The organism is Nitrosomonas sp. (assembly GCF_019752415.1).
Classification (GTDB): domain Bacteria; phylum Pseudomonadota; class Gammaproteobacteria; order Burkholderiales; family Nitrosomonadaceae; genus Nitrosomonas.
Map to the genome: position 1 here is coordinate 23,284 of NZ_JAIEME010000039.1, position 23,998 is coordinate 47,281.

Consider the following 23,998-nt stretch of genomic DNA (forward strand, 5'->3'; position numbering starts at 1 on the left):
TTATCCTGTCAAGGATATTTAATATCCTTTAGCCTGCATCTAATTCTCGACGATGTTCTATCTTCACATCACCGCTTACAGCTTTCCAGAAGTTACTAACCCCACGGGCTATTTTATAGCCAAGTGATTTATAGGCTAAAGGGCCTTCCGGTGGAAACATTTCACGAACATTGATACCGAGAATCTCCTCATATTTACGGATGGTGCGTTTGTTATGAATAATAAGTAATACTTTCCATCCTAAGAGTCGTCCAGTCATGAGCATGCCTATAGCGGCCTGAAGCTCATCAGCTTGTCCGCGAAAATTCTCAGCAGCCTTATCTATAATCGCAACATATTGCAATGCTTCTTCTGGAGATAGAGGAGGGATAGCTTGTTTTTCAAGATCAGACATTATTTAATTTTCCTTAGTAAGTACGATAAGCATAATGGATTAAGGGGTAATAAACAACCTCTGCAAAGCACATTCTAGAGAAAGCAGAAAAAGACTAAAAATCAGAAACGTTTTGCAGGAAGGGCAGGTAGTAGAAACACGATAGTGGAATGGGATCGGCCAGCATGCCCATGAATCCGGGCATGGCCTTGCGCCGGGCCGACCGGCGCACCCGGGAAGCGGTTTCTTTTCAATTAAGCTAAATTATTTAGCGCAGGCTTTTTTTCGAGAAAAACACTTCAATTGTATAATGATTAAAAGCAAGCAAAATAATTGGTAATCGGTAGATCGAGTTTCGATTATTCAAAATCCAAACAAAATTGGAGAGCATAAAATTACTGCCATACAAGCGCATTTATATTTATATTGCAAGTAGCGATTAGGAAGATTTGAATATATTAAGTCATATTGACGGCTGGATCAATAATAGTGTTTAAGGAAACTCTGATTAAGTCCTTTGACAGGCTCAGGACGAACGGTAATATATTGATTACGTTGTGGGGGTGAGCTTGTCGAACCATGAATGTAATCAACTTAATCAGAGCTTCCTTAATTTTTATTTTAAAAAATATTTTTTTTACTTTACCTAGATATAATTAGGTGTTTATAATTAACCATTATCTTAATCTGGATATGGTATCAAATAAATCGGATCAGCTGATTAAGGTAAGGTAGCAAGTGATATCGGATATTCGCAACATTTATTGGAAACTATGTTTATTGGTGTATTTAACTTTGCTCTAAAAACTTTATGGAAGGAAGAATAAAATGGCAAGAGGTCTAGTATGCATTGGCAGCATCAACGGTCAACCTATTTTTGCTGCACCTCAATCGAGTGGTCTAGCCCCTATGAGAGTGGATGGTTTTACGCCTTTTGTACCATTTTCAAGCGGAGGTAGCGCAACGCCAGCTGCTACAGGTCTAGTCTGCATTGGCAGCGTTAACGGACAACCTGTTTTTGCCGCACCTCAATTGAGCGGTGCAACCCCTATGTCGTCGGGAGACTTTGGGCCATTTTCAAGCAGTGGTAGCGCAACGCCAGCTGCTACAGGTCTAGTCTGCATTGGCAGCGTCAACGGACAACCTGTTTTTGCTGCACCTCAATCAAGTGGGGCAACTCCTATGTCGGCGGGAGACTTTGGGCCATTTTCAAGCGGTGGTAGCGCAACGCCAGCTGCTACAGGTCTAGTGTGCATTGGCAGCGTCAACGGACAACCTATTTTTGCTGCACCTCAATCAAGTGGTGTAGCCCCTATGTGTGTCTAGTGATGAGCGAGGAATTTGTAGTCCGAGCTTTATTAGGAGAGGAAATTGATCCGGGCAGGGCCAATTTCCTCTCTGCAAGAGACAAGATTCTTATCAATCAGAATGCCAATCTACGTCTCCTGCAACAGCTACCTAATGAAAACTTTCCAACCCGTTTCCTCGTCGAGGGTGATGAGGTGCATATAAATGAATTATTAGATGAGTTCAAAGCTGGAATTGTAATAGAGCCGAATAAGAAAGTAAGTATTTTGTAATCTCAAAATGGGAAATGATCATGTCCTCTAACAAAAAAGATAAGCTATCTGATCAATTAAAAACTGAATCGGATCTTGTCGCAAATCAGGATGTTTCAGAAATATCCAGCACACTAGATGCGAAGCCTACAAAAAATGTAGATGATACATTACAAATCGAGGTTATTCAGTCAAGGCCGCAAGAGTTTATCATTTCACCGAAGCGAACACATGGCCAAGCAGCTATTCAGATGCTTGCAAATGGAGAAAACCTAGTTAAAGACCTAAAAGCTTATGCTGGTCTAGACATCGAAATCGTGAATGTTCGCAAAAAGATAGGGATAGATACTCAGGCTGTCGATGGAGAAACTGCTGCTTTACTAGTCTCAATTGACCCACAAAAAGGCAGAGAGTTTGTTAATCAATCAACCCTGCCGACAAGCCCGATTTGGGTAGATGAAAATTTTCGGATAACTTGCTCGGAGAGTATAACTAGTTTGTTCAGTGCCCAGACCTTTGTACAAGTATCTGATGGGGGAGCATCCGGTAGATTAGATATTTGCATTCTTGGTGAATCCGGAAAACCTTTGTCTAATTCGTCGGTGAAGCTGTACACCCCTTTGCAACTTGTTCCCATTGTTGGAATTACGAATGAAGACGGTGTAGCAAGTTTTCAGTTGCCGGAAGCTATGATTGCCTCGATTGCTGGGCTTGTTATCGAACCAGAATCCATGCATTGGAGCAAGATAGTCAGAAACCCCATATTTAAAGCTGGAAAAATAAATAATATCAGGGTTCAAAGTTACGCGGATTTTGACAAGAATCTTTATGCTTCAGGCGCTCTCAGCTGGGGAGTTGGAAAGCTCGGTGTGTTTGATGAGAGTCGCTTGGTTGGTCGAGGGGTGAAAATTGGAATAATCGACTCTGGGTGTGATGCTACTCATCAGATGCTAAGTCATGTAACAAAAGGCGTTGACTTTAATCGCGGCGGCAGTGCCGAAAGCTGGAAGATTGATGAGATTGGTCATGGTACCCATGTGGCAGGGATCATTGGTGCAAGATATTCTGATGGAAGCCGACTGTCATTCCGTGGAGTTGCGCCAGAGGCTGAACTGTATATCTATAAGATTTTTCCTCAGGGTGACTTCTTTACTATGGGGGCTGCACTTGAAGCTGCTATAGCCGATAAGGTTGATATTATAAATATGAGCTTGGGATCAAAAGATTTTTCAAATGATATAGCGGAATGCATTAATAAGGCCAAGAATGATGGGATCGCCTGCTTTGTTGCAGCCGGTAACTCTGGGGATGCGGTTCAGTTTCCTGCCAATTTAACGACATCCATCGCGGTAAGTGCAATTGGGCACAAAGCTTACCTCCCGATAGACTCGGTTTCTGCTAATACTTTCGTTCCGAACTTGTCTGAAGCTGAAGGGTTCTTTTCGCCATCATTTACATGTTTTGGAAATAGTATCGATTTCGCCGGCCCAGGTGTTGGTATTATTTCCACAGTCCCTAGAGGCGGAATAAAAGTGCTAGACGGGACCTCAATGGCCGCGCCCCACTTGACTGGTTTGGCCGCTTTATATCTTGGTGAGTCGAATAACATGTCACGTACTGCAACGAGAGTTGACTATATTTACGATTGTCTAAAGCGTATGGTTAAACCGATGGCGTTCGCATCAGAACGGATCGGGGTGGGAATGCCTTGCCTTGCCGGTGGTTCATCACCCTTAAGAAGAACCTCTTTTTCAGTTAGCGGTGGTGCATCATGTGGATGGTAGTTAAAAAGTAACAATTAAAATGGAGATGGCGGGTCAGCAATCGTGAATGCCGAAGGTAGTAATCAAGCTAGATTCCACAATGGCAGCGATGAATTTAGTATTGACTTATTGCTCTCTGCCCGCTCAGTTGGGCAATACTCATTCTTGGCAGGTTTGATGATGAGCCTGGTTCAAAAACAACCTATAAGGCCATATATTGAGATTGGACAAAAAAATAATGCAACCACTTCTACTTATTGTTATTTTCTCAATATTCTTCTTGCATACAGTTATTTACAGAACTCGAAGTGGTGTCTGTAAAAACGGCAATAACAATTTTCAGTTAAGATGCTTGTTGATTCCTTAGCTTTAGATTCTACCTATAGTTAAAGGAGAAAATATGGCACAAAATTGATTGTGACAAATTTGTGTCAAGGAATGATACAAATGGCATAAATTATAGTTGTGTGACATTGATTCTAACTATTGCAAGCGCTGTAAGTGACTGTTATTTAAATATATCTAATGTAGAAATTGTGTCTCATAATCCCTTGGTCGCTGGTTCGAGTCCAGCCAGACCCACCAACAAATCAATCACTTAGTGAAACTTACTAAGTGCTTTTTTCTTTTATGGGGCACTAGCGGGACATTTTTCTGCGACAATCCACCAATCCCAGCAACAATAAAATTGCCCGGTCATTTCATCCTGTAATTTTGTAAACATACCGATAATATTTACGCTTAACTGATTTTTTGCGCGTGTAGCGGATAAACCAATAAAGATTATCGAGCTCTGGGTCATATTTTTCGCGCCGGTCGGCGTTGCGCCCATGGTTTTAGCTCCAGGCTAAAAAATATTTTCAACTTCAGTATCTTATTTCATGATTAGAACATGGTTATTTTATTTCTCTAGGTATTATTGAGGAAAGATGTAAAAGTGTACCCTCTAAATCTGGGAATAAAGTAAGTTCACGTATATTCATTGTTTCTAATTTTACTTTCAGAATGGCATGAAGATGAGCAGGAATGCGAAGTTTAATTATTTTTGCTTTTTGCCATAAATCAAAAAGTCCTTGATCGTCGTTAGGTACTTCACGTTCAGGAGTTTCAATTTTTAACATTCGTAACATATGAAACAAATTAAACTCAAAATCATATCGAACGTTAAACGGAGCTAAGAAAGCACCTTGCTGAGAAACAAGTCTTCGAGAAATCCAAAAAGGTTCAACAAAAGCTACTCCTGGTTTATCTACAAAACCCCGCATTGCTGCATCAATCACTTTCAAAGCATTTAATTTATTGGGTATGTAGGGATGTTTGAGAGTTTCGATTGTTGGAGGAGAAAATTGTTTATATGGATTTTTAGGAAATGGAAACGATGGATCTTGATTATAACTAGCTACAGTATAGATTGTTTTACGTAGCCATGAATCATTGGCTTTATAGTCCCAATTATGATCATATGATCTATTAATTTCCATAGGCGAAAAGATCCACACAGCAGCATCAACATTCGGCTGGGCGTCACGAATAGCGAAATAGCATGCAATATAAAGTGATCGAGTAACATCAAGTAATCTAGTTGGAACGCCTCTATGTCTAAGAAAAGAAAGCCATGATAAATAATCTTCTTCATCTGGTAACTGAGAAAAAAATTCATGAAACCTTTGTTGCGCTTCAGTCATGATTTTTAACTCATACCTTTCTAAACCAGTTTCCTTAAGTACAGATTCAGGCACATTTCGTTCAAGATGTGTTTCCAATTTCCATGAGTAATTACTTTGCCCTCGATATAAAGGTTTTGGATCTGCAGTATCGTATCGATGTGCAAGTCGATACAAATCCTCCAGCTTTGTAACTGTCAGATATTGAACAAAAATTCCTCAGGCTCTGGTGCGATTTGATATTGATAGCCTGGTATACGAAAAGCATCATCAGGATATTTCGCACCTTTTATGTCTGAATAGAAATCTTTTCTTTCAGAGCTATCATTATTTTTATAAGTAATCCACATGTGCTCAACGTATGACCAATGTTTCTTTTCTGCGTCACTATTATTATCCGAACTCATTTTTATTGATTACTTAATGATGTAAATGATCATTTTAATTTATATAAACAGTCTCATGACAAAATATTAATTTTTTCTTTTTCCAATAATGGTGACAAAATCAGACTTACTCACGGAGCAATTTCAAAATGTACTTGATGGAATTAAGGAGTTGGATGATGTCATCAATGACCCTTTAAATATGGGAGAGCCATCAAGGGCAAGAACCATCAAAAAGCGTTCAGCAATAAGAGGTAGCCAGATTAAAGATAATCCGCGCGTTAGGGTTCTGGCAGCATGCCCCCTCTCAAGTTCGAGAGCATACCCTTCGCGCCGGACGACGGCGGTGCCACGTACTGATAAATTAGGTATTTCTTAACCCTTCTGTGGCTTTTGTGGTCAATTTCTATAGGTTTAATAAATATTGTAGAAACTGATAGTACAAATTAGATATTGTCTAAAATCAACACAATTAAATTGCCAACCTGCCTGTTACATGACTGGATTCTGTGGGGCACTAGTAGGACACTCACAGATAAAAAACCAGCAAAAACCACAATAAGCAGGTTATTGATTAAATCTGATTAACAGCGCAGGTTTCTTAGATAAAAAGAAACAAATACAGGAGGCTGTGCCCCCTTTCTGGATTAAATTTAGTTTGAATTCAATGATAAGTTTTATTTTACGTCGCGACATATAACCAATTAAACCTAAAAACTAATTAATGATTCCCACACCTACCATCTTCGAAGGTATGCTACCGCACAGATGAAAGTCCTTAATTGAAATATCCTAATCAAGGAAGTTATTCATGCACCATAAAGAATGGAGGCTTCCAAAAAATAGTACAATCAACTGGAGATTAAAAAATGATTAAATTTAAGAAATTTTCGACATCAATAACCGCTATTTTATTAATTATTTTTACCGGTGTGGCTTGTTCTGCAAGCGACCCAGCAGAAAAGGAAGCAGATCGCTTAGAGGATAGAGCCGATCAAATACGAAAGGAAGATAAAGATAATAAAAAAGCTATAGAAAAAACCGGTGAAGCAATAGCGGATAAAAAGGAAGATGATGCGGATCGAGTAAGAAAAGCCGCTGAAGATACGGCCGATCGAATAGAAGATGATGCGGACAGGATTAGAAAAAACACAAAAGATTAATGCAATATCTGTTATTAATTCAATTTTAATTTTGATAAGCTCATGTATACATTCAAAACTCGAGTTACCTCTCTATAAGACATACTATTTTCTGAGTCGGGCAATGCTATATCGACTCGAGGGAATAGTATCGTTCAGCGTACCGAGCGCTTTTTGTACTGCGGCAATAAAATCTGCCGAATCATACAACATTATTTATGAAAATCAGTGATTCGTAATTGTCTGTAATATGATAAAGCGAATTCATTATCATGATCTCTCCACCCAAAACAACCATATGCAAAAGCTCTCCGGTGAAAAGAGTCAGAGATTTTTCAGTTTCTTCGGTGAACTGGTCAGCGGCGCGATTCTTGAAAGTAAGAAGGATTAAAGTTAATGCAGTAATTGGGTAATTGCGTGCCGTTGCTGCGGAAACAAATGGATTATCTCTTCTTTGTGTATTTGAAAACTGTGCATGAAAGGGATAATTTTAAATTGAATGAATTGACCCAAGTCATTCTCTTTAGAGAAATTGGCAGCAAAGCGCATGAAAAAATCAAGAACTTTGTCTTCATCTAATTGATGATATGGTTGCAAGGTATGACTACACAATAAATGACTTGTAGAGCACAAGAAAGGCGTTAAACGCTGAAACTGTTCAAAATCTTCGGATTCATAGTAACAACATGTCAAAAGATTGGCGAAATTGTTCTCAAGAGCAGCTAAGCGCAAGTTATGAAAAAAAGCAACGGTATGATATTGATAAGAATTCTCAGGAATCTGCATAGCAGTTTCATAATCAATCTCTGGAATATGCAAATCAGCAATACATTGCAAATGATTAAACAATGAATAGCACATTCCTCCTACTTGTTTATCTGTTTTCATTGGATTCACCTCTAACTATAGAGACAATTTAATTAAAAGTTTGTTTCTGCCTTTCAAATAACAATGTTTATTGTCTAACTTCCTTGAAATGAAACATGGCAGTTCTTGCAGCTTTCCTTGCTGAATCATCAGCCTCATATTTTCCTTTCTCAATGGCTTGATCCAAACTTACAATCCCAACGGCCATATGAATACGATCTGCCGATGAAATATTTTTTTGGTTTTGAACTAAAAGAGCATGAATTTTTGCTATTTCTGAATGCTTCGAGATGGTTTTCCCATCATCAGCCATAATTGCAGCCTCAGAATATCTAATCGCTTGATGTAAATGGTTTTCTGCCAGACATGCTAATAGAGAGAATAATAAAAGATTAAAAGACAGGAATAAAATATCTTAATAATTTTAATCTTTTTAAAGCAAAATTCAGAAGCTCTTACAGTGTCAGCAAGCATAATTAAAACTTCCGAAATCACAGAGAAAAAATAAGTATAAAGATATGGATTTATTCTAATGCTTTAAACAAGCTGGCTAAATGCTCTATTCGTAATAATCATGTTTAAAGTTTTTTTAGAAACAACTCATTCGTAACTTATTGCAGGGCGCTATTGTGGTTTTTGTGGTCAGTTTTCTATAACTTTAAAAAGTTATCACAAGAAGGGATGGGGCAATTACCCCGCAGTAAATAATGGGGCACTGGTGGGGCACTCACAGATAAAAAACCAGAAAAAAGCACGACAAGCAGCAATAAGAGTGCTGAATTAACTATTTGATAGAATTGCTTTAGTTTGTTGTTATGTGTTGTAACTTATTGATTAAATAGGACTCATACTCCCTTGGTCGCTGGTTCGAGTCCAGCCAGACTCACCAATAAATCAAGTGCTTAGAGACTAATAATCCTAAGTGCTTTTTCTTTTCTAAAAATTGTAAACGTTTTGTAGCCACGTTTTATCAATGGCATTTGTTACATCAAGAAAACAACACGCAAAAAGAAACCAGCACCTGAGGAGTACTGGCAAAGGAATTTATTCAACCATCCGTCTATGCACTGGTATTTTGTACACTGATTGATGCGGTTAGAATCAAAAAAGGGAGAGTTGATTCACCCAATTAGAGTGATTAAGCTTTTATTGGTTCCAATTTTTGTTTCGCTGCTTCATTCCAGTAACCATTGATGCGGGATCACCCCACGCCCACAAACCCAGAGGGTCCGTTGTACATCAGCGGATTGGCCTCGGCGTAAAGATACGTAGAGCTTGCTCATAAAGCATAAGTATATGACTATACTTAATAATATTGTATTTTTGTTACTAGTGCACGTAAACATGTGAATTAACGCCAAAACCGTGCACTATGATTCGTTATAGCAGCCAAAAGCAATCATAGTGCACGGTTTTTCGAGTTGGTTCATCTCATTAGTGTCCGGCAATTTAGTTGAATAAATTCAGTTGATTATAATTCTCTGAGGTATTCACTTTCACCTCTTCATTTTTAACCAATTGATCGACAGGTGTTTTCTCGAAAAGAGTCAGGCTTAAAATCTGTAGAATTGTGTAAGCGAAGCTTCGGTATTGAGCTGCTTTTTCACGATGGCAACCAAGACATAAACCGATATGGCAATCCATATCTGCGTCTTGTGTTAACGGAATATCCGCTTGGCACGCCCATACCGTTACCCAATTGGTTGTTGCGCCACTACTGGGTAGTGCCCCATCTGTACCAACAACAATATGCAATGTATAAAACCAAAACCAGACAGCTGTGATGGTCGCATTGTCAGTAAGCCGTATCTTCGGCCCATTATCAGGGATAAGCAAGGTAAAACAATGGAATTTGGCGCCGAAATTAGCGTGAGCCTAACGAGCAAAGGGTTGGCGCATGTCGACAAGCCGCGCTGGAACGCGCAACATGAAGGCCATGATCTTGAAGCGCAAGATGAAGCCTACAAGAAACGTTATGGCTATTATCCTGAAGTCGTCATTGCTGACACGCTATATGGTTCACGTGATAATCGCAGCTATCTGGAACGTAATCACATCCGCTTCACAGGCAAGCCACTGGGACGTTCACCAAAGATTACACCTGAAAACAAAGATGAATTGATGCGCCTAAAAGCACAACGTCGACCGGAATATCGCGAGCGCATTCCGATTGAAGGAAAGTTTAATCAAGGAGAGTATGGATATCGACTTAACAGTATTCGAGCCAAGCACGCTGATACGTCTGCCGCATGGATTAATAGTATCTTCCTGGTTATGAACCTGCTCATCTTGATGCAGGTTTTTATTTGTCTAAGAAATCTTACTGCCAAAATAGCATTCTGGGTGATAAAAAAAGAGTATGCCCAGAGAAATCCCGCTTGCGCGTGCCTGCCAAATCATCTCAAACCGGAATTCTTACTTGGCAGCGCATATCTGATTGCTGAATTTCTGAGTAAGCTCTACCTAGCATACTTTGCAACACTTGCCTGTAAACTTCCTTACAAAAGTTGCGCTTCAAAGTTGAATCCGCCCATCTTACAACTCGAAATAAAATAACTACCCGCAATACGCAACTGCGCCAAATTGTACATTCAATCAAAGAACCTCCTTGAGGACAGCTTAAACCTGTTCATCAAAGATGATCCGCCTATATTTTCCGGAAATACCAAGTGACACATCAAAACATCAACATATTGATTCTTATTGATATATTCTCAAATCCATATATTCTACGTCGCAAGCGGCGGGGAATATAACCCAAAGAGATTCAAAACATATTTCTCTCAAATTTTTACATTGCTTGCCGCTATATACAATATAAAAGTTAAGGAGAGATTTCATGGATGTTACAGGTATAGCAAATGTAGCCACGTCAATGGCCGATGCCAGCGCCAATCAGGCAGTCGGTATTGCAGTTCTTAAAAAAGCAATCGATATAAATGCTGCGGGTGCTCTCGCTTTGATTGAAGCGCTTCCGGATAATAGTTCCACACAGAATTTACCGGCGCATCTTGGAAAAAATATTAATACCACCGCTTAGTCGTATATTTTTTTCCGGCCATTACAGCGCTACTTATCGCTTGTAGCTCAATTCTTCTGTTTATCAATCCAATAATTGGGCTACTTATCACAGAAGATTGCGGAGATTCAACTGAGGATATTGCTAATTCTTCAATCAAGGCGATTCTTATTTTTTCTTCTGATGCCATAGCTATGTCAATTCCACAACCACATCCACCGATTTTCTAAGTAGATTGCCCTCACATTAATGGACACAGTGGAGCAGGCGATCAGTTTCTACTTTAACCACTTGATAGCACTCACAGGCCCGGTCTTCTATGCCCGCCCGGTCTAGCACGGTAATATGGCCACGGTGGTGTTCAATTAATCCCTCTAACTGTAATTTTTGAGTAGCCTCCGTGATACCTTCTCGGCGCACCCCCAGCATATTGGCGATCAGTTCCTGTGTGATGATCAACTCGTCCGAAACCTGCCGATCAATGGTTGTCAGCAGCCAGCGGCAAAATCTTTGATCTATCGAATGAAACCGATTGCAGACCGCCGTCTGTGCTACCTGTGTAATCAACGCTTGAGAGTAACGTAGCATTAAATGGTGTAACGACTCATCATTAGGTCTCTCAGGAAGATGCTCGAATTCTTGCAAAAATATATGCTTCCGCAGCCGATAAGCACATCCCTGGCTACGCACGACGGCCCAATTCGGCATGCTTTTCCCGCCCATGATGAGGAAGATACCGACGACGCCTTCATTGCCGACCGAGGCTATTTCTGTAGACCCGCCATCCTGCGTGTAAATAAACTTGGATACGATACAAGTCGTTGGAAAATAGGCGTAAGGCAATTCTTCACCCGGTTCATAAAGAATTTTACCGTTGAGCAACGAAAGCCGCTCCAGATGGGGAGAAATACGCTCATAAATATTTGTTGGCAGGGCGTTGAGAAGATAGTTTTGCCGAGGAGTATTCAAGTTATTCATATCTATTCTCCAGATTAGTTGTTATTTTTATTTTAGATTAGACGGAAAATCACTATTAACAGAACGGTTCTTCAAGGTCGTATTTTTAACATGAAGCGCTTTGAGAAAAAATTAGGGCAACTACTTACTTAAGAGTTAATCTTTGGGTATTGAGGAGAATCGCATCTTGCAGGTTTTATGCGAAATACGAACATGTTCGAGCGATGGAGACGGCCATTAAACGGTACGGTTCTCCAGTGCGGCGAAGGCCAGAACGGGGAAATTCTAATCAAACTACTTTATGGCCAAATCAACAAATGTTTTGTTGATTACTTAGAAAGTGGATCGGTGTTTACCAATAAATCGATACTTATTGATATTCTTCACGGTATGGATAAAATTATTGTGCAGACTAGGATAGTTCGAATAGAATTCTTTAAATTAAAATCAAATTCATAATAGTCTGAGAAAAAATCCCTTTCTTTCGTAAGTAATTTTTATGTGCATACAACTTTTTGCGATGGATCGACGTTATCATTTAGCCTAACATCAAATTGAAAATCTTATTTCGGTTATAAAATGAGCATTGCCCCTAAAAATAGATGGCCAAGCAATCAATAACGCAATCTGCTTTTCTCTATTTCGATACGCAGCCGCCTTTGTTCCACTACGCTTTGGCGGTGCTGACAGTCACCTTAGCCTTGCTCGCGACGCTCAAAACTCCGGTCATTGGCGAGCGCACGGCATTCATGTTATTTTTTTTGCAATTATCCAGTCCACATTCTGGCTCGGACGAAATCCTGGAATCTGTGCCATCGCTTTATCTTTAATTGCGATTAATGCGTTTATATTATTTCCGATTTGGGCTTCTGCACCCTACGATGCTTTTATTTTAAACGCAGGCTTTTGCATTTTGTCTGTTGTTATCATCGCCACAACCAATCTCCATCGCAGGTCAACTACGGCGCTGTGGAAAAGCCAGAAACGCTATATCGAGATAGTTGAGTCGGCAAGAGATGCGATAATCACAATCGATGCTAATCAAGCTATTCTGGTGTTCAATTTAGCAGCGGAAGATATGTTTGGTTGTACGGAAAATGATGCCATCGGAAAACCCATTGAACGTTTTATCCCGGAACGCTTTCGCTTCGACCACTGCTGCACGCATATTCATGCTTCTGGTTATTCCGGCTCCACGAACCATAACACACCCGAACTGTATGCTGTGACAGGTCTCCGTACTAATGGCGAGAAATTTCCTATCGAAGCCACCATATCTTGCTACGAAACAAACGGCAAGAAAACGTTCACTGTCATCCTGCGCGATGTTTCTGAGCGATTGCGCACGGAAGTTGCATTGCGTAAAAGCGAAGCGCAGCTTGCCCTAATAGTTGATGAAGTGAAAGCAGGTTATTGGGACTGGGATCTCATATCACACACATTGTACTTTTCGTCCGAATGGAAGCAGCAAATCGGCATGGACGAAAAGGAAATACCCAACAGCTGGGAAGAATGGAGGAACCGCTTGCATCCCGACGACCAGGAATCGGTTTTAACAGCTATTGAAAACTATATCGCCGAACGTCAACCAGTCTTTGATATGGAATTTCGCTTACGCCATCAGGATGGCTCGTACCGCTGGATTCACTCCCGTGGCGGATTGTTGCGCGATCACAATAACCATCCCTATCGAATGCTGGGTATCAATTTAGACATTACGGACTACAAGAAGGCAAAAGAGCTGAATTTACGGCGCGATTCGATGGAAAAAGCATTCCGATTATACGTCGCCAGCCAAACAGCCATCGCTATCGCGCACGAACTGAACCAGCCACTCACCGCTCTCTCCTCCTATACGGATCTCGCGTTGACTATGCTGCCAAACGCCAACAAAGATTCGCAAAAATTCTCTCACATATTGAAAAATTGTTCGCTCCAAGCACTTCGTGCCTGCGAAGTGATACAGCAGCTGATGAGCGTATTGCATAAGGGAGAGACTGTCATCGAAACGATAGATATCAATAATTCAATCCTTGAAGCGCTCGACTTTATCAAGATGAATGGATATTTAGATTTAGGTGCTTTTAAATTCGAAATGGATCTCGCAGACGGCCTGCCGCTGGTTGCGGGCAATGGTCTACAAATCCAAAAGATACTGACTATTCTGTTGCAAAATGGCTTAGAGTCTATGCAAGAAAGCGGGAGAAACACTGGAATCATCACCATCACATCGCGTTGCTGCGCCGATGATCCGTCTAGGGTGCATGTAACAGTATGCGATAGTGGAATTGGCGTGGAGGACACCGCCGCGCTTAAACTCATTTTCCAACCCTTCTACACCACCAAATCCGCGGGCTTAGGCATGGGTCTTGCCGTTAGTCGTACCCTGATAGAAGCGCACAACGGAAAGATATGGGCTGAGGAAAATGCCGGTTTTGGTATAAGTGTCCACTTTACTTTACCCTTTGTGATATGAGTACTGAACCTTGCGTTTTTATTGTCGATGACGATTATGCGGTACGCGATGCACTCAGGCTGGTAATCGAAAATGCCGGTCTTGCCTGTCGGACTTTTGAAAGCGCCGAGCACTTTCTGCAAACTTCCTCTCTGAATGAATACGGCTGCTTGCTGCTCGACGTTAACATGCCGGGAATGAATGGCGATGAATTGCAAGCCGAACTCAACCGTCGCAATATGCACTTTCCGATTATTTTCCTCACCGCATATGGCAGCATACCTCAAACAGTTCGTGCAATGAAAGCTGGGGCAATCGATTATCTAACGAAACCTATTTCAAACGATCTGCTAATAAAACGCATTCAGGCAGTGTTGCAAGAAACAGCTAAGCTGAAAGAAAAAGATCTGGCAATACAACTGCTAAATAACCGCCTAAATGATCTGACCAGTCGCGAACGAGAGATTTTACCGTTGATTGCAGTTGGCCACTCCAATAAGGAAATTGGTCTGCAACTTGGAATAAGTTACCGTACCATTGAAGTTCATCGCGCGCGAATATTACGCAAGACCGGCATGACCAATATCCTGGAATTAGGGCGCCTGTGCGAAGCATGCCAATTGGCGTCAGGCCAAGCTCCTCACGAAATGAATGTAAAATCCAACTTTCCAGAATCGTGAATTATCATCATTCTGCAAACCTGTATTAACAGGATACCGTATAAAAAATTGGAAAACGCTTAATTGGATTGTCAGTAACACTAACAATCCTCAGAATTAAACATGGGCATATTAATCGATAACAGATCGCATGAAGCGCTATTAGCCGAGATAGAGGCTCTACGCCTTCGTCTCGAAAAAACCGAGCAAATGTTGCAAGGTTACGAAAGTGTATACCGGATTCTGATCGAGACCATGAACGAAGGTGCCGCTATCCTAACAAAGGGCGGTGTGATCCTCTATTGTAATGACCGCCTGGCTAAACTGCTGCAAGTACCGCTAGATCAACTCATCGGATCTTCGTTTGGAGCTTATGTGCCCCCCTCGGATTACCCATTGATCACATCCCTTCTGGAAAATCAAACCCAGGGTTGCGATAAACAGGAACTCTCCTTGATAAGTGGAGTGGGTAAATCCATACCAGTGCTATTTTCCTGCTGCACCTTAGGATTTTCTGGCAACCAGCGGATAAGCGTGATCATCACCGACATTACTGAGCGCAATCAGGGAAAGATGGAGCTTCTTGCCAGTGAGAAGGGATTTCGTCTTTTAGCCGAAGGTATGCCACAAATTGTCTGGGTCACTCGGGCAGATGGCTGGAACTGTTATTTCAACCAACAATGGGTGGAATATACAGGACTCACACTAGAAGAAAGCTACGGTCACGGATGGAATAAACCATTTCACCCCAACGACCAACAACGCGCTTGGGATGCCTGGCAGAATGCAGTAACAAACAATGACTCCTATTCACTTGAATGCCGGTTGCGTCGCGCTGACGGGATTTATCGCTGGTGGTTGATTCGCGGGGTGCCTGTTTTAAACAACGAGGGAAATATTCAAAATTGGTTTGGTACTTGTACGGATATCGAAAACATTAAACAAGCAGAGACGCAAATACAAATAGCAGCCGAAAGAGAGCGTGCCGCTGCGGCACTCCGCGAGAGTGAGGCGTTGTACCGCGCCATCGGAGAATCCATTGATTATGGCGTTTGGGTTTGCGATTCAGAAGGACGAAACATTTATGCAAGCCCCAGTTTTCTCAAGCTCGTCGGACTCACCCAGGATCAATGCTCGAATTTCGGATGGGGTAACGTGTTGCATCCCGACGATGCCGAAAGCACCCTTTCGGCGTGGCAAGAGTGTATCCGCACGGGTGGTGTGTGGGATATTGAGCATCGTTTCCGCGGGGCGGATGGGCAATGGCATCCCATTCTAGCCCGCTGCGTACCGGTGCGGGACAATAACGGAAATATCAAATACTGGGCTGGTATCAATCTCGACATCACCGAACAGAAAAAGACTGAAGCGTTACTGCGCGAATCCGACCGGCGCAAAGACGAATTCTTGGCCATGCTCGGTCACGAACTGCGCAATCCGCTCACACCCATCAGTAATGTGGCTCAGGTCTTGTCTTCATTCCCTTTCCAGGAATCCACACTGAATTGGGCCACTGAGACACTGAATCGTAATGTGACCCATATTACCAAACTTGTCGATGACCTATTGGATGTTTCGCGCATCACCAGAGGCCTAGTGAAGATCCAACGGGAACGTGTCGAGCTGGTTAAGCTGCTCAAAGATTTGACAGAATCAATTTTGCCATTAATCCAAACGAAACATCAAACGCTCAATCTCGAATTGCCAACACAGCCGATCTATCTGCAAGGCGACCCCATCCGCCTCACCCAGGTGTTCACCAATCTGCTTAACAATGCTATTAAATATACCGATGCGGGTGGCTGTATTGACCTGAGCGCAAGTGTCGAATGTTCATCAATCTTCGTTCACGTCCGGGACAATGGCATGGGCATTGAACCGCAATTGCTGCCTCATATCTTCGATCTATTCATCCAAGAAACAATAGGGCTCGACCGCTCCGAAGGTGGCTTGGGACTTGGTCTTACCTTGGCGAAGAAGCTGGTCGAACTACATGGCGGCCAAATCACAGCTCACAGCCAAGGTGTCAACCAGGGTTCACAATTCTTGATTCAATTACCCGAACTCGTAGAGGAAACAATCCTGACAACACCACTGATTCCGCGGAGCTCAACTAAAGAAACTGAACAAGGTTTGCGAGTTTTGCTGATTGATGATAATGAAGATGTTGTGGAAAGTACCGCTTTATGGTTTGAGATGTCAGGACATCAAATAGCGATTGCACGCAACGGAACACAGGGCATATCTGCTGCACAGACATTTGAGCCTGATGTCATTTTGTTGGATATCGGACTACCCGACATAGATGGTTATCAGGTCGCCAGAAAGCTACGTAAACTGCCTACTACCCGGCGGGTGTTGATTATTGCCTTGAGCGGCTATGTGCTAAATAAGACTTTGCTCGGGGAAGTAACTGACTTTGATCATTATCTGTTAAAGCCGCCCGACTTTAACCAATTGAGGCATTTGCTTGCCGAATACGAACGCTCTAATCAGAGTACAAGAGATCTATATTCATAAAAAGACTCATCTTCCGCTATCATTATCACAGTGTAATATTGCGTTTATGTGCAACCCCGGATGAGGGTAGCGAAAGAATATTAGAAATAAACTTGCTGTTTAATCCTTTGGGCATGACGATTATCAACCGCCTTCAACTTCACAAAATAACTTCTCATGATTTCTGGATCCAATTTTAACTTGACGGCTTTCGATTCGTTCGAATCCCAGAAAAAACGGCTTTGCCTTCTCAGTAAAACAGCCGAAATGGGCGATTGGTCTCATACTTTCAAGACTGATATTACGATCTGGTCTGAGTATCTTTATGACTTTTACGAATTAGACAGAAACTATAATTACTCAGACCTACTTGAAAGCACGCATTTTTATCAGAGACCTGAGAAAGAAAAAATGCTCGCATTGATTGCACATGTCACCATAGAAAAAACAGAGCGAACCGAAGAATTTATGATTGTGATGGATGATGGCAGACCCAAATGGCACACCACAACCATTTACCCAATGCTTGATGAGCAGGGAGACCTAATCGGTTTGTATGGTATTTTGCAAAATGTCACTGCAAGAAAGAAGAGCGAATTGGAGTTACAGCGAATGGCCATTGTTGCTGAGAAAACCAATGGCATCGTGATGATTACCGATCCCGAAAAGCGCGTGATATGGATCAATAATAGTTTTGAAAAAATCTTGGGGTATAAATCTGAAGAGGTGATTGGAATTGATCCGGGGATTTTTCTCCAAGGACCGGAAACTTCTATCGAAACAATCCGTGAAATCACCCGCTCGCTAAGGGATACAGGTACATTCTCCGGTGAAATTCTGAATTATACAAAAAGCGGCGACAAGATCTGGCTCTATCTTAATATCGCTGCGGTTTATGATGACACCGGTAAATTGATCAATTATGTCGCTGTTGAAAATGATATTACGCTAATAAAAATGGCGGAACAGCGGCTTCAAAAAGCTATGGAAAAAGAACGCGAACTCAATCGCTTTAAAACCCAATTCGTCAATCTGGCTTCACACCAGTTCCGTACTCCCCTTGCCACCATTCGTTCCAGCATTGATCTACTGGATCTGAGAACAGAATCAACCAACCTTAGTACTCCCTTTATCGAGTTCTTTCAGAAACACAAAGCGATTATGGCAGAGGAAACAACGCGCATGACGGAACTGATGGAAAACATTTTGGATATCGGCCGGATTGATGAAGGGAAAATAGAAATATCCAAAAAAAATCACCCATTCAAGCAGTTTATGGATGCATTTATTCAATCGAATATTGAACCAAATGGACAGCAAAGAATGCTGAACTACCATTTTGATGCACCAGACCGCATTATCAGCATAGATGAAATTCTGCTACGGAATGTTTTACGCAACGTTGTGTCAAATGCATTTAAATATTCTGAAAATAAGCAAGCGCCTGAACTTACTGTTATTTTCCATGACAATTCTTATTTAATAACGATAAAGGACTATGGAATCGGTATTCCGGAAAAAGATCAGCCATTCCTGTTCCAATCATTTTTCCGGGCATCCAATGCCAAAGCTTTTCCCGGGAGCGGACTGGGGCTTATGATTGCCAAAAAATTAATCCTAATACATGGCGGTGATATCAGTTTTGCAAGTAAATCCGGGAACGGATGCACGGTAACGATTCAATTGCGCTTATAAACAGAAACAATGAACAATCCGCTGATTCTTTTGATAGAGGATGAAAAAGTGCTATGCGAAAACGTATCCGAGATTATTGCGCATTATGGTTTTCGCGTAATCAGCGCACCTACCGGTGAGGAAGGGATCACAATGGCATTGGAATATGCTCCAGATATCATCATTTGCGATATCATGCTCCCCGGAATAGATGGCTTCGAAGTACTCTCCAGAGTAAAGCAGATTCCGCAATTACCACCAACAGCATTTATTTTTCTGACCGCAAAATCGACTCGCTCAGATACCCGAATTGGGATGAATATGGGAGCCGATGACTACCTCACCAAGCCGTTTACGAAAGAAGAATTGATCAATAGCATCAGGGCTCGACTTGAGAAATTATCCAGAAAAAGTAAGCATCAACTGGAAAAGGATGAACTAATCGAGGCGACACTTGAGAAAATGACCAGCCTCACTAAAACAGAACGTAAAGTACTCAATGCGATATCCGAAGGATACACTACCCCGCAAATTGCTAAGAAGTTGTTTGTGAGCAATAAAACAATAGAAAATCATCGGGTCAATATTTCCAGAAAACTCAATCTGAGCGGTCCCAATAGCCTGATTAGTTTTGCGCTGCGTTTAAGAGCGCAACATCAAGACAACGACTCTCCAGTTAGTTGACATCAACGGCATCAAATTAACCCTCTTCAAGTTAAATTACTTCCGGCAGAGCCGGAGGCTTATAACTGGAGCCCCTCATAGAGCTTACTCAGAAATTCAGCGATCAGATATGCACTGCCAAGTTAGAATTTTGGTTTGAGATGACTTAGCAGGCACGCGCAAACGGGATTTCTCTGGGCATGCCTTTTTTGTTTCCCAAAATGCTATTTTGGCAGCAAGATTCCTCAGGCAAATAAGAACCCGCAACAAGATGAGCAGGTTCATAACCAGGAAGATGCAATTGATCCCATCACAACTTCCAATCAAATAACTTCACTTAACTTCTCTCTATAAGACCATAATGCAAGGACATACGATAAGCGCTGAGCGATGGAATCAGTCCGAGTATAAATGTACTGAGGATAATGATTCCTACAATATCAGAGGTCTGGCTATTATTATATAAGTGATTGATAAATATTCCATAATTTTCTGAAAGTGTTGATTGGGCCAACAAAATCCCAATTGATAAAACCACAATTGCAGCGATTATCCCAACCAAGGCGATCATTAAAGCTTCTATCTGAATGATCAAAAAAACAAACAGGGGGCTGGCACCAATGGCACGCATCACTGCGATTTCTCGTTGTCTTTCTCGTATTGATGAAAGCAACATGGTACTGAGCCCTAACAACGACGAGAATAAAACCAGGATGGAAATTAACCTAAGCGTATTTTCCATCGAATTCATCATTTGCCATAGCTCGGTCAGCATGATGCCAGGCAAAATGGCAAGTAGCGGCTCTTTGGGATATTGATTAATATGGCGTTGCACAGAAAATATTGCCATTTTTGATTGCAATCCAATCATAAAAGCAGTAATGCTCTTGGGTGTTAAATCCAGTGCTTCAATGTCACTATCAGAAACCTTTTTACCTGGAATTTTTACCCCATCCCGTCAGTCCAGATGAATTGCTTCCATACCTTGCAGACTGATATACAACGTTTGATCTGCAGGCGTTCCCGTTGGTCTCAGGATCCCCTTGACTCTGAAAGGCTTACATCATGCATACTAAAACTGATCCGACCAAGTCCATGAGCCAATAAGATTGGATCACCCACGCGATAGTTGAGTTTTTTGGCAACCTCAGCACCTAACACGACATCAAATAGCTGAGAAAAGGCTTCTCCTTCTGAAAAGGATAGCGCGGTATTTTTGCCAAACCGGAACCGCATGAAGAAATCATCTGTGGTGCCCATCACTCGGTATCCCTGATGCGAATCTCCTAGAGAAATTGGTATTGTTCAGGCTACCTTAGGATCATCGGCCAGCTCACGGTAGCTCTGCCACGAAATATTGTTTGTTGGATTACCGATGTGAAAAACAGAATAAAGCAGCAGGTTAAGCTGGCTAGTACGCGCACCAACAATAAGATCCACACCGGATACCGTTTTGCTGAAACTTTCTTTGGCTTCGTGCCGGATATGTTCAACACCAAGCAATACAAAGGTGCTGATTGCCACAGAAATTATTGCCAGTATTGTGGTGTATCTGCAATTTAGTAAACTATGCCAAGCAACTTTAGCGAACATTTGATGAAATCCTTGCACGATTGATCTCAGTCAAATTGACAACATGCTGAAAATCTTGAGCCAGTGCAACGTCATGACTGACAAAAACCAATGTAATGCCTTGCATCTGACTGATGTTGATCAGTAGTAAGGGCGCGCGCAAATCATGCAATATCCGGGTTAGGTTCATTCTGACAGCGTTCACAAAATCCATGCAGTTCCAATTGTCTTTTATTTAATGCGAAGCCTGTGCTTTGAATATCACGCTCCAGCTCTGACATAATCTGCTTTTTGATACCAATTTCTTTCACTGCATGACAACGGTCGCAAATCAGAAATTGTGGCATTTCATGCGGGTGATCGCAGGTAATATGAGCACAAATCATATACTGACCGGCTGTTTCAAGTTTATGAACCAGCTTTTCCTGAATCAGGAAATCCAACATGCGATAAACGGACATGACCGGTAGTGCTTCATTAAACCGGGTTTTATATCTCTCGACAATTTCATAGGCAGAGAGCGGAATCGATGCGGTCAATAGCACTGTAAGCACATTCTTTCGCTTACTGGTTAGTTTAGCTCCCGTCAACGCACAAGCTTCTTGTGATTTCGTAAGGATCTGATCAATATCAGTTGGCACTCTAATTGGCTTCCAGTGGCATAGTAAGCATGTAAGAAGATTTGCTACAAGATTATAAATTGCAATTGTGCGCCTATAACAGAGATGCACTTTAGTATGGATAGATTCATTACACAACAGTCAAAATTTAAACAAAATCGAGCGTAAGCAGTAACCGCGTTTCACTGTCATTAAGAAACGGTGAACGATGAATAACGCCAGACCCTTCATTTCCTTTCCATCCGTCCCCTTTGAGCAAGGCAATATCCCCTTCGCTTAAATGTTGGATGAGATCGTGCTCAACAATTGGTTCCTCGCTGGTTCCTAGCGCTGAACGATCTATTCCTTCTCTGTCTAGCCATTCTGTTCCTTTGCCCGCATAGGTCGTCACCAAACGGCACGGCACTTTATCCGCATGAAAACGTGGACACATGGTTTTATTTAACACCAGCAACCGTAAGCCCGCATGATCAAGATCGAAAAGACAGGAAAACATATCAATCGCCATTGCAACAACTTCGATAAAGCTAACGCGCATTGAATGCGCAGGCAATGATCCCATTAACACATCAACCACGCTCGGAATATTGACCCGCCGTATCAACTGGAAATCGATATATTCTTGCTGCAAAAACGCCGCATACATTCTAACGTCAGGCGCAATAGAACGTTGCAAAATGCACATATTAATCTGCGTATCATAAATTTGCGCCAGCACTTCAGGCGCACAACCGATAACATAAGTGCTTTGCGCAGGCATCACTTGATTGAGTAAATGATCAGTCGCCGGATATGTTTGCATATTAATCAGGATCCCAGGAAGGAAAAGGATCTTCCAAGGTATTCCAGTATTCCTTGCCAGCATGCAGCTCTGCATCGGTCAACAGACATTCGTCCAACCATTGACAAACTGCTTGTTGATTAAGATTCTGACCAATAAAAACCAATTCCTGCCGTTTATCCCCAAATGGCTCAACCCACTTCGCTGCAATAGATGCCAAATAGTCTTTATCGGTAGGCCATTGTTTTTTTGGCACAGATTTCCAAAACATACCGCTATAACTGTATCCTGCAATGCCACCGGCCTGGTTCCACTGCCCTGCATCATCTGGCCGGGTTGCGAGCCAAAAATACCCTTTCGAGCGAAGTAATCTGCCAGCCGGCCATTCATGGTGAAGAAAATCATAGAATTTTTTCGGATGAAATGGTTTCCTTGCAGTGTAAACAAAGCTGCTGATTCCATATTCCTCCGTCTCCGGAATATGTTCCCCACGCAACTCTTTCAACCAGCCAGGTGCTTGCTGAGCTTGCTCAAAATTAAATTTCTGGGTATTCATTAGCTTGGACAAATCAACCTGACCATTCTCAATCGCTATGATTTCCGCCTGCGTATTGAGACAACTTAAAATACCCTGCAGCCGGGTTAGCTCCTCCTGCGTGATCAAATCGATCTTGCTGATCAAGATAACATCGCTAAATTCAACTTGATCGGTCAATAGATCGGCAACGCTACGCTCATCGTCTTCCCCCAGGCTTTCTCCAGTTTCCTGAAGCATTTTTGCTTCTTCAAAATCTTTAAGGAAATTGACCGCATCAACCACCGTCACCATGGTATCCAATCGCGCAATATCGGATAAGCTGATACCCTCTTCATCTTCAAAAGTGAATGTTTCTGCAATCGGTAGCGGCTCGGATATTCCTGTTGATTCAATCACCAGATAATCAAACTTTCCTTCGGTGGCAAGTTTACGTACTTCAATCAGCAGATCTTCACGCAAAGTGCAGCAGATGCAGCCATTGCTCATTTCTATCAGTTTTTCTTCGGAACGGTTGAATGATATTTCCTGCTCAATAATTGATGCATCAATATTGATCTCACTCATATCATTCACGATGACCGCAACTCGTTTTCCTTCCCGGTTATTAAGAATGTGATTTAGCACAGTCGTTTTACCTGCGCCCAGAAAACCAGAAAGAACAGTCACGGGCAAAAGATCAGGTGATGTATTCATAGTGTGAGTTATTCGCATTTAATAAACTTTATTACTTGATTAGAGTTATGTTATAACATATCATTTGAATGAAGCAATAAAAATTTATCTTGAGTTTTTAGGGTGCGTCTAGAT

Annotated in this window: 27 protein-coding genes and 1 pseudogene; 12 read left to right on the plus strand and 16 right to left on the minus strand. The window is 41.8% G+C overall.

Annotated features, from left to right (window positions below; all coding sequences use genetic code 11):
• Positions 1-28: 28 nt before the first annotated feature.
• Complete coding sequence (locus K2P83_RS07630) at positions 29-394, minus strand: hypothetical protein (RefSeq protein ID WP_292927883.1); 366 nt, start codon at positions 392-394, stop codon at positions 29-31.
• Positions 395-495: 101 nt separating this feature from the next.
• Positions 496-627 carry a hypothetical protein gene (locus tag K2P83_RS07635; RefSeq protein ID WP_292927885.1) on the minus strand — a complete coding sequence of 44 codons (132 nt, stop codon included), beginning with the start codon at positions 625-627 and terminating at the stop codon, positions 496-498.
• Positions 628-1,201: 574 nt separating this feature from the next.
• Between K2P83_RS07635 and K2P83_RS07640 the strand changes: the two genes are divergently transcribed.
• From K2P83_RS07640 to K2P83_RS07650, 3 genes are read left to right on the plus strand one after another with little or no spacing between them, the layout of a single operon-like run.
• The gene (locus K2P83_RS07640; protein WP_292927887.1) at positions 1,202-1,699 is read left to right on the plus strand and encodes a hypothetical protein; all 498 of its coding nucleotides are present in this window, start codon (positions 1,202-1,204) and stop codon (positions 1,697-1,699) included.
• 2 nt (positions 1,700-1,701) lie between these two features.
• Entirely contained in the window at positions 1,702-1,953 is a 252-nt protein-coding gene (locus tag K2P83_RS07645) for a hypothetical protein (RefSeq protein ID WP_292927889.1), read from the plus strand.
• Positions 1,954-1,973: 20 nt separating this feature from the next.
• The gene (locus K2P83_RS07650; RefSeq protein WP_292927891.1) at positions 1,974-3,716 is read left to right on the plus strand and encodes a S8 family serine peptidase; all 1,743 of its coding nucleotides are present in this window, start codon (positions 1,974-1,976) and stop codon (positions 3,714-3,716) included.
• A gap of 875 nt (positions 3,717-4,591) precedes the next feature.
• On the opposite strand, the gene K2P83_RS07655 is transcribed toward K2P83_RS07650, so the two are convergent.
• Together K2P83_RS07655 and K2P83_RS07660 are read right to left on the minus strand one after the other, a co-directional pair.
• On the minus strand, positions 4,592-5,536 hold the full coding sequence (locus K2P83_RS07655) for an FRG domain-containing protein (protein ID WP_292927893.1): 945 nt from the start codon (positions 5,534-5,536) through the stop codon (positions 4,592-4,594).
• Positions 5,537-5,556: 20 nt separating this feature from the next.
• Positions 5,557-5,766, minus strand: coding sequence for a hypothetical protein (locus K2P83_RS07660; protein WP_292927895.1), 210 nt, complete (start codon positions 5,764-5,766; stop codon positions 5,557-5,559).
• An 848-nt stretch (positions 5,767-6,614) separates the two neighbouring features.
• Here K2P83_RS07660 and K2P83_RS07665 point away from each other — a divergent pair.
• Positions 6,615-6,908, plus strand: coding sequence for a hypothetical protein (locus K2P83_RS07665; protein ID WP_292927897.1), 294 nt, complete (start codon positions 6,615-6,617; stop codon positions 6,906-6,908).
• Between the two features lie 372 nt (positions 6,909-7,280).
• Here K2P83_RS07665 and K2P83_RS07670 read toward each other — a convergent pair whose 3' ends face one another.
• The 3 genes and pseudogenes from K2P83_RS07670 to K2P83_RS07680 form a co-directional block, all read right to left on the minus strand.
• Positions 7,281-7,775 carry a hypothetical protein gene (locus K2P83_RS07670; protein ID WP_292927899.1) on the minus strand — a complete coding sequence of 165 codons (495 nt, stop codon included), beginning with the start codon at positions 7,773-7,775 and terminating at the stop codon, positions 7,281-7,283.
• 67 nt (positions 7,776-7,842) lie between these two features.
• Positions 7,843-8,166 (minus strand): small metal-binding protein SmbP, encoded by a 324-nt coding sequence (gene smbP / locus K2P83_RS07675; RefSeq protein ID WP_363279449.1) that lies wholly within the window; start codon positions 8,164-8,166, stop codon positions 7,843-7,845.
• Positions 8,167-9,203: 1,037 nt separating this feature from the next.
• Positions 9,204-9,409, minus strand: a pseudogene (locus K2P83_RS07680) (IS4 family transposase); the annotation flags it as partial.
• A gap of 190 nt (positions 9,410-9,599) precedes the next feature.
• On the opposite strand from K2P83_RS07680, the gene K2P83_RS07685 reads away from it, so the two are divergent.
• Both K2P83_RS07685 and K2P83_RS07690 read left to right on the plus strand, forming a co-directional pair.
• Positions 9,600-10,310, plus strand: a complete 711-nt coding sequence (locus tag K2P83_RS07685; RefSeq protein ID WP_292927963.1) for a transposase — start codon at positions 9,600-9,602, stop codon at positions 10,308-10,310.
• A 283-nt stretch (positions 10,311-10,593) separates the two neighbouring features.
• Positions 10,594-10,794, plus strand: coding sequence for a YjfB family protein (locus tag K2P83_RS07690; RefSeq protein ID WP_292927901.1), 201 nt, complete (start codon positions 10,594-10,596; stop codon positions 10,792-10,794).
• On the opposite strand, the gene K2P83_RS07695 is transcribed toward K2P83_RS07690, so the two are convergent.
• Both K2P83_RS07695 and K2P83_RS07700 read right to left on the minus strand, forming a co-directional pair.
• Positions 10,778-10,963, minus strand: coding sequence for a hypothetical protein (locus K2P83_RS07695; RefSeq protein WP_292927903.1), 186 nt, complete (start codon positions 10,961-10,963; stop codon positions 10,778-10,780). The two genes, K2P83_RS07690 and K2P83_RS07695, sit on opposite strands and share 17 nt — an antisense overlap.
• A 56-nt stretch (positions 10,964-11,019) precedes the next feature.
• Positions 11,020-11,751: a Crp/Fnr family transcriptional regulator gene (locus tag K2P83_RS07700; RefSeq protein WP_292927905.1), complete on the minus strand. Its 732-nt coding sequence runs from the start codon at positions 11,749-11,751 to the stop codon at positions 11,020-11,022.
• A gap of 581 nt (positions 11,752-12,332) precedes the next feature.
• On the opposite strand from K2P83_RS07700, the gene K2P83_RS07705 reads away from it, so the two are divergent.
• From K2P83_RS07705 to K2P83_RS07730, 6 genes are all read left to right on the plus strand, one after another.
• On the plus strand, positions 12,333-12,560 hold the full coding sequence (locus K2P83_RS07705) for a hypothetical protein (RefSeq protein WP_292927907.1): 228 nt from the start codon (positions 12,333-12,335) through the stop codon (positions 12,558-12,560).
• Positions 12,561-12,643: 83 nt separating this feature from the next.
• A complete protein-coding gene (locus K2P83_RS07710) occupies positions 12,644-14,206 on the plus strand; it encodes a PAS domain S-box protein (RefSeq protein WP_292927909.1) in 1,563 nt (520 codons plus the stop codon).
• Positions 14,203-14,865: a response regulator gene (locus K2P83_RS07715; protein ID WP_292927911.1), complete on the plus strand. Its 663-nt coding sequence runs from the start codon at positions 14,203-14,205 to the stop codon at positions 14,863-14,865. The genes K2P83_RS07710 and K2P83_RS07715 overlap by 4 nt, the downstream gene beginning before the upstream one ends.
• Positions 14,866-14,967: 102 nt before the next feature.
• The gene (locus K2P83_RS07720) at positions 14,968-17,364 is read left to right on the plus strand and encodes a PAS domain S-box protein (protein ID WP_292927913.1); all 2,397 of its coding nucleotides are present in this window, start codon (positions 14,968-14,970) and stop codon (positions 17,362-17,364) included.
• A 246-nt stretch (positions 17,365-17,610) separates the two neighbouring features.
• Complete coding sequence (locus K2P83_RS07725) at positions 17,611-19,038, plus strand: ATP-binding protein (RefSeq protein ID WP_292927915.1); 1,428 nt, start codon at positions 17,611-17,613, stop codon at positions 19,036-19,038.
• A 9-nt stretch (positions 19,039-19,047) separates the two neighbouring features.
• Positions 19,048-19,701, plus strand: a complete 654-nt coding sequence (locus K2P83_RS07730) for a response regulator transcription factor (RefSeq protein ID WP_292927917.1) — start codon at positions 19,048-19,050, stop codon at positions 19,699-19,701.
• A gap of 316 nt (positions 19,702-20,017) precedes the next feature.
• On the opposite strand, the gene K2P83_RS07735 is transcribed toward K2P83_RS07730, so the two are convergent.
• From K2P83_RS07735 to zigA, 7 genes are all read right to left on the minus strand, one after another.
• Positions 20,018-20,530 (minus strand): FtsX-like permease family protein, encoded by a 513-nt coding sequence (locus tag K2P83_RS07735; RefSeq protein WP_292927919.1) that lies wholly within the window; start codon positions 20,528-20,530, stop codon positions 20,018-20,020.
• A 182-nt stretch (positions 20,531-20,712) separates the two neighbouring features.
• A complete protein-coding gene (locus K2P83_RS07740; RefSeq protein ID WP_292927921.1) occupies positions 20,713-20,940 on the minus strand; it encodes a hypothetical protein in 228 nt (75 codons plus the stop codon).
• Between the two features lie 45 nt (positions 20,941-20,985).
• Positions 20,986-21,273 carry a hypothetical protein gene (locus tag K2P83_RS07745; protein WP_292927923.1) on the minus strand — a complete coding sequence of 96 codons (288 nt, stop codon included), beginning with the start codon at positions 21,271-21,273 and terminating at the stop codon, positions 20,986-20,988.
• Positions 21,263-21,442 carry a hypothetical protein gene (locus tag K2P83_RS07750; protein WP_292927925.1) on the minus strand — a complete coding sequence of 60 codons (180 nt, stop codon included), beginning with the start codon at positions 21,440-21,442 and terminating at the stop codon, positions 21,263-21,265. The genes K2P83_RS07745 and K2P83_RS07750 overlap by 11 nt, the downstream gene beginning before the upstream one ends.
• Complete coding sequence (locus K2P83_RS07755) at positions 21,417-21,893, minus strand: transcriptional repressor (protein ID WP_292927927.1); 477 nt, start codon at positions 21,891-21,893, stop codon at positions 21,417-21,419. The genes K2P83_RS07750 and K2P83_RS07755 overlap by 26 nt, the downstream gene beginning before the upstream one ends.
• 127 nt (positions 21,894-22,020) lie before the next feature.
• Positions 22,021-22,674, minus strand: coding sequence for a DUF1826 domain-containing protein (locus tag K2P83_RS07760; protein WP_292927929.1), 654 nt, complete (start codon positions 22,672-22,674; stop codon positions 22,021-22,023).
• A gap of 1 nt (position 22,675) precedes the next feature.
• Positions 22,676-23,884 carry a zinc metallochaperone GTPase ZigA gene (zigA, locus tag K2P83_RS07765; protein WP_292927931.1) on the minus strand — a complete coding sequence of 403 codons (1,209 nt, stop codon included), beginning with the start codon at positions 23,882-23,884 and terminating at the stop codon, positions 22,676-22,678.
• Positions 23,885-23,998 lie beyond the last annotated feature (114 nt).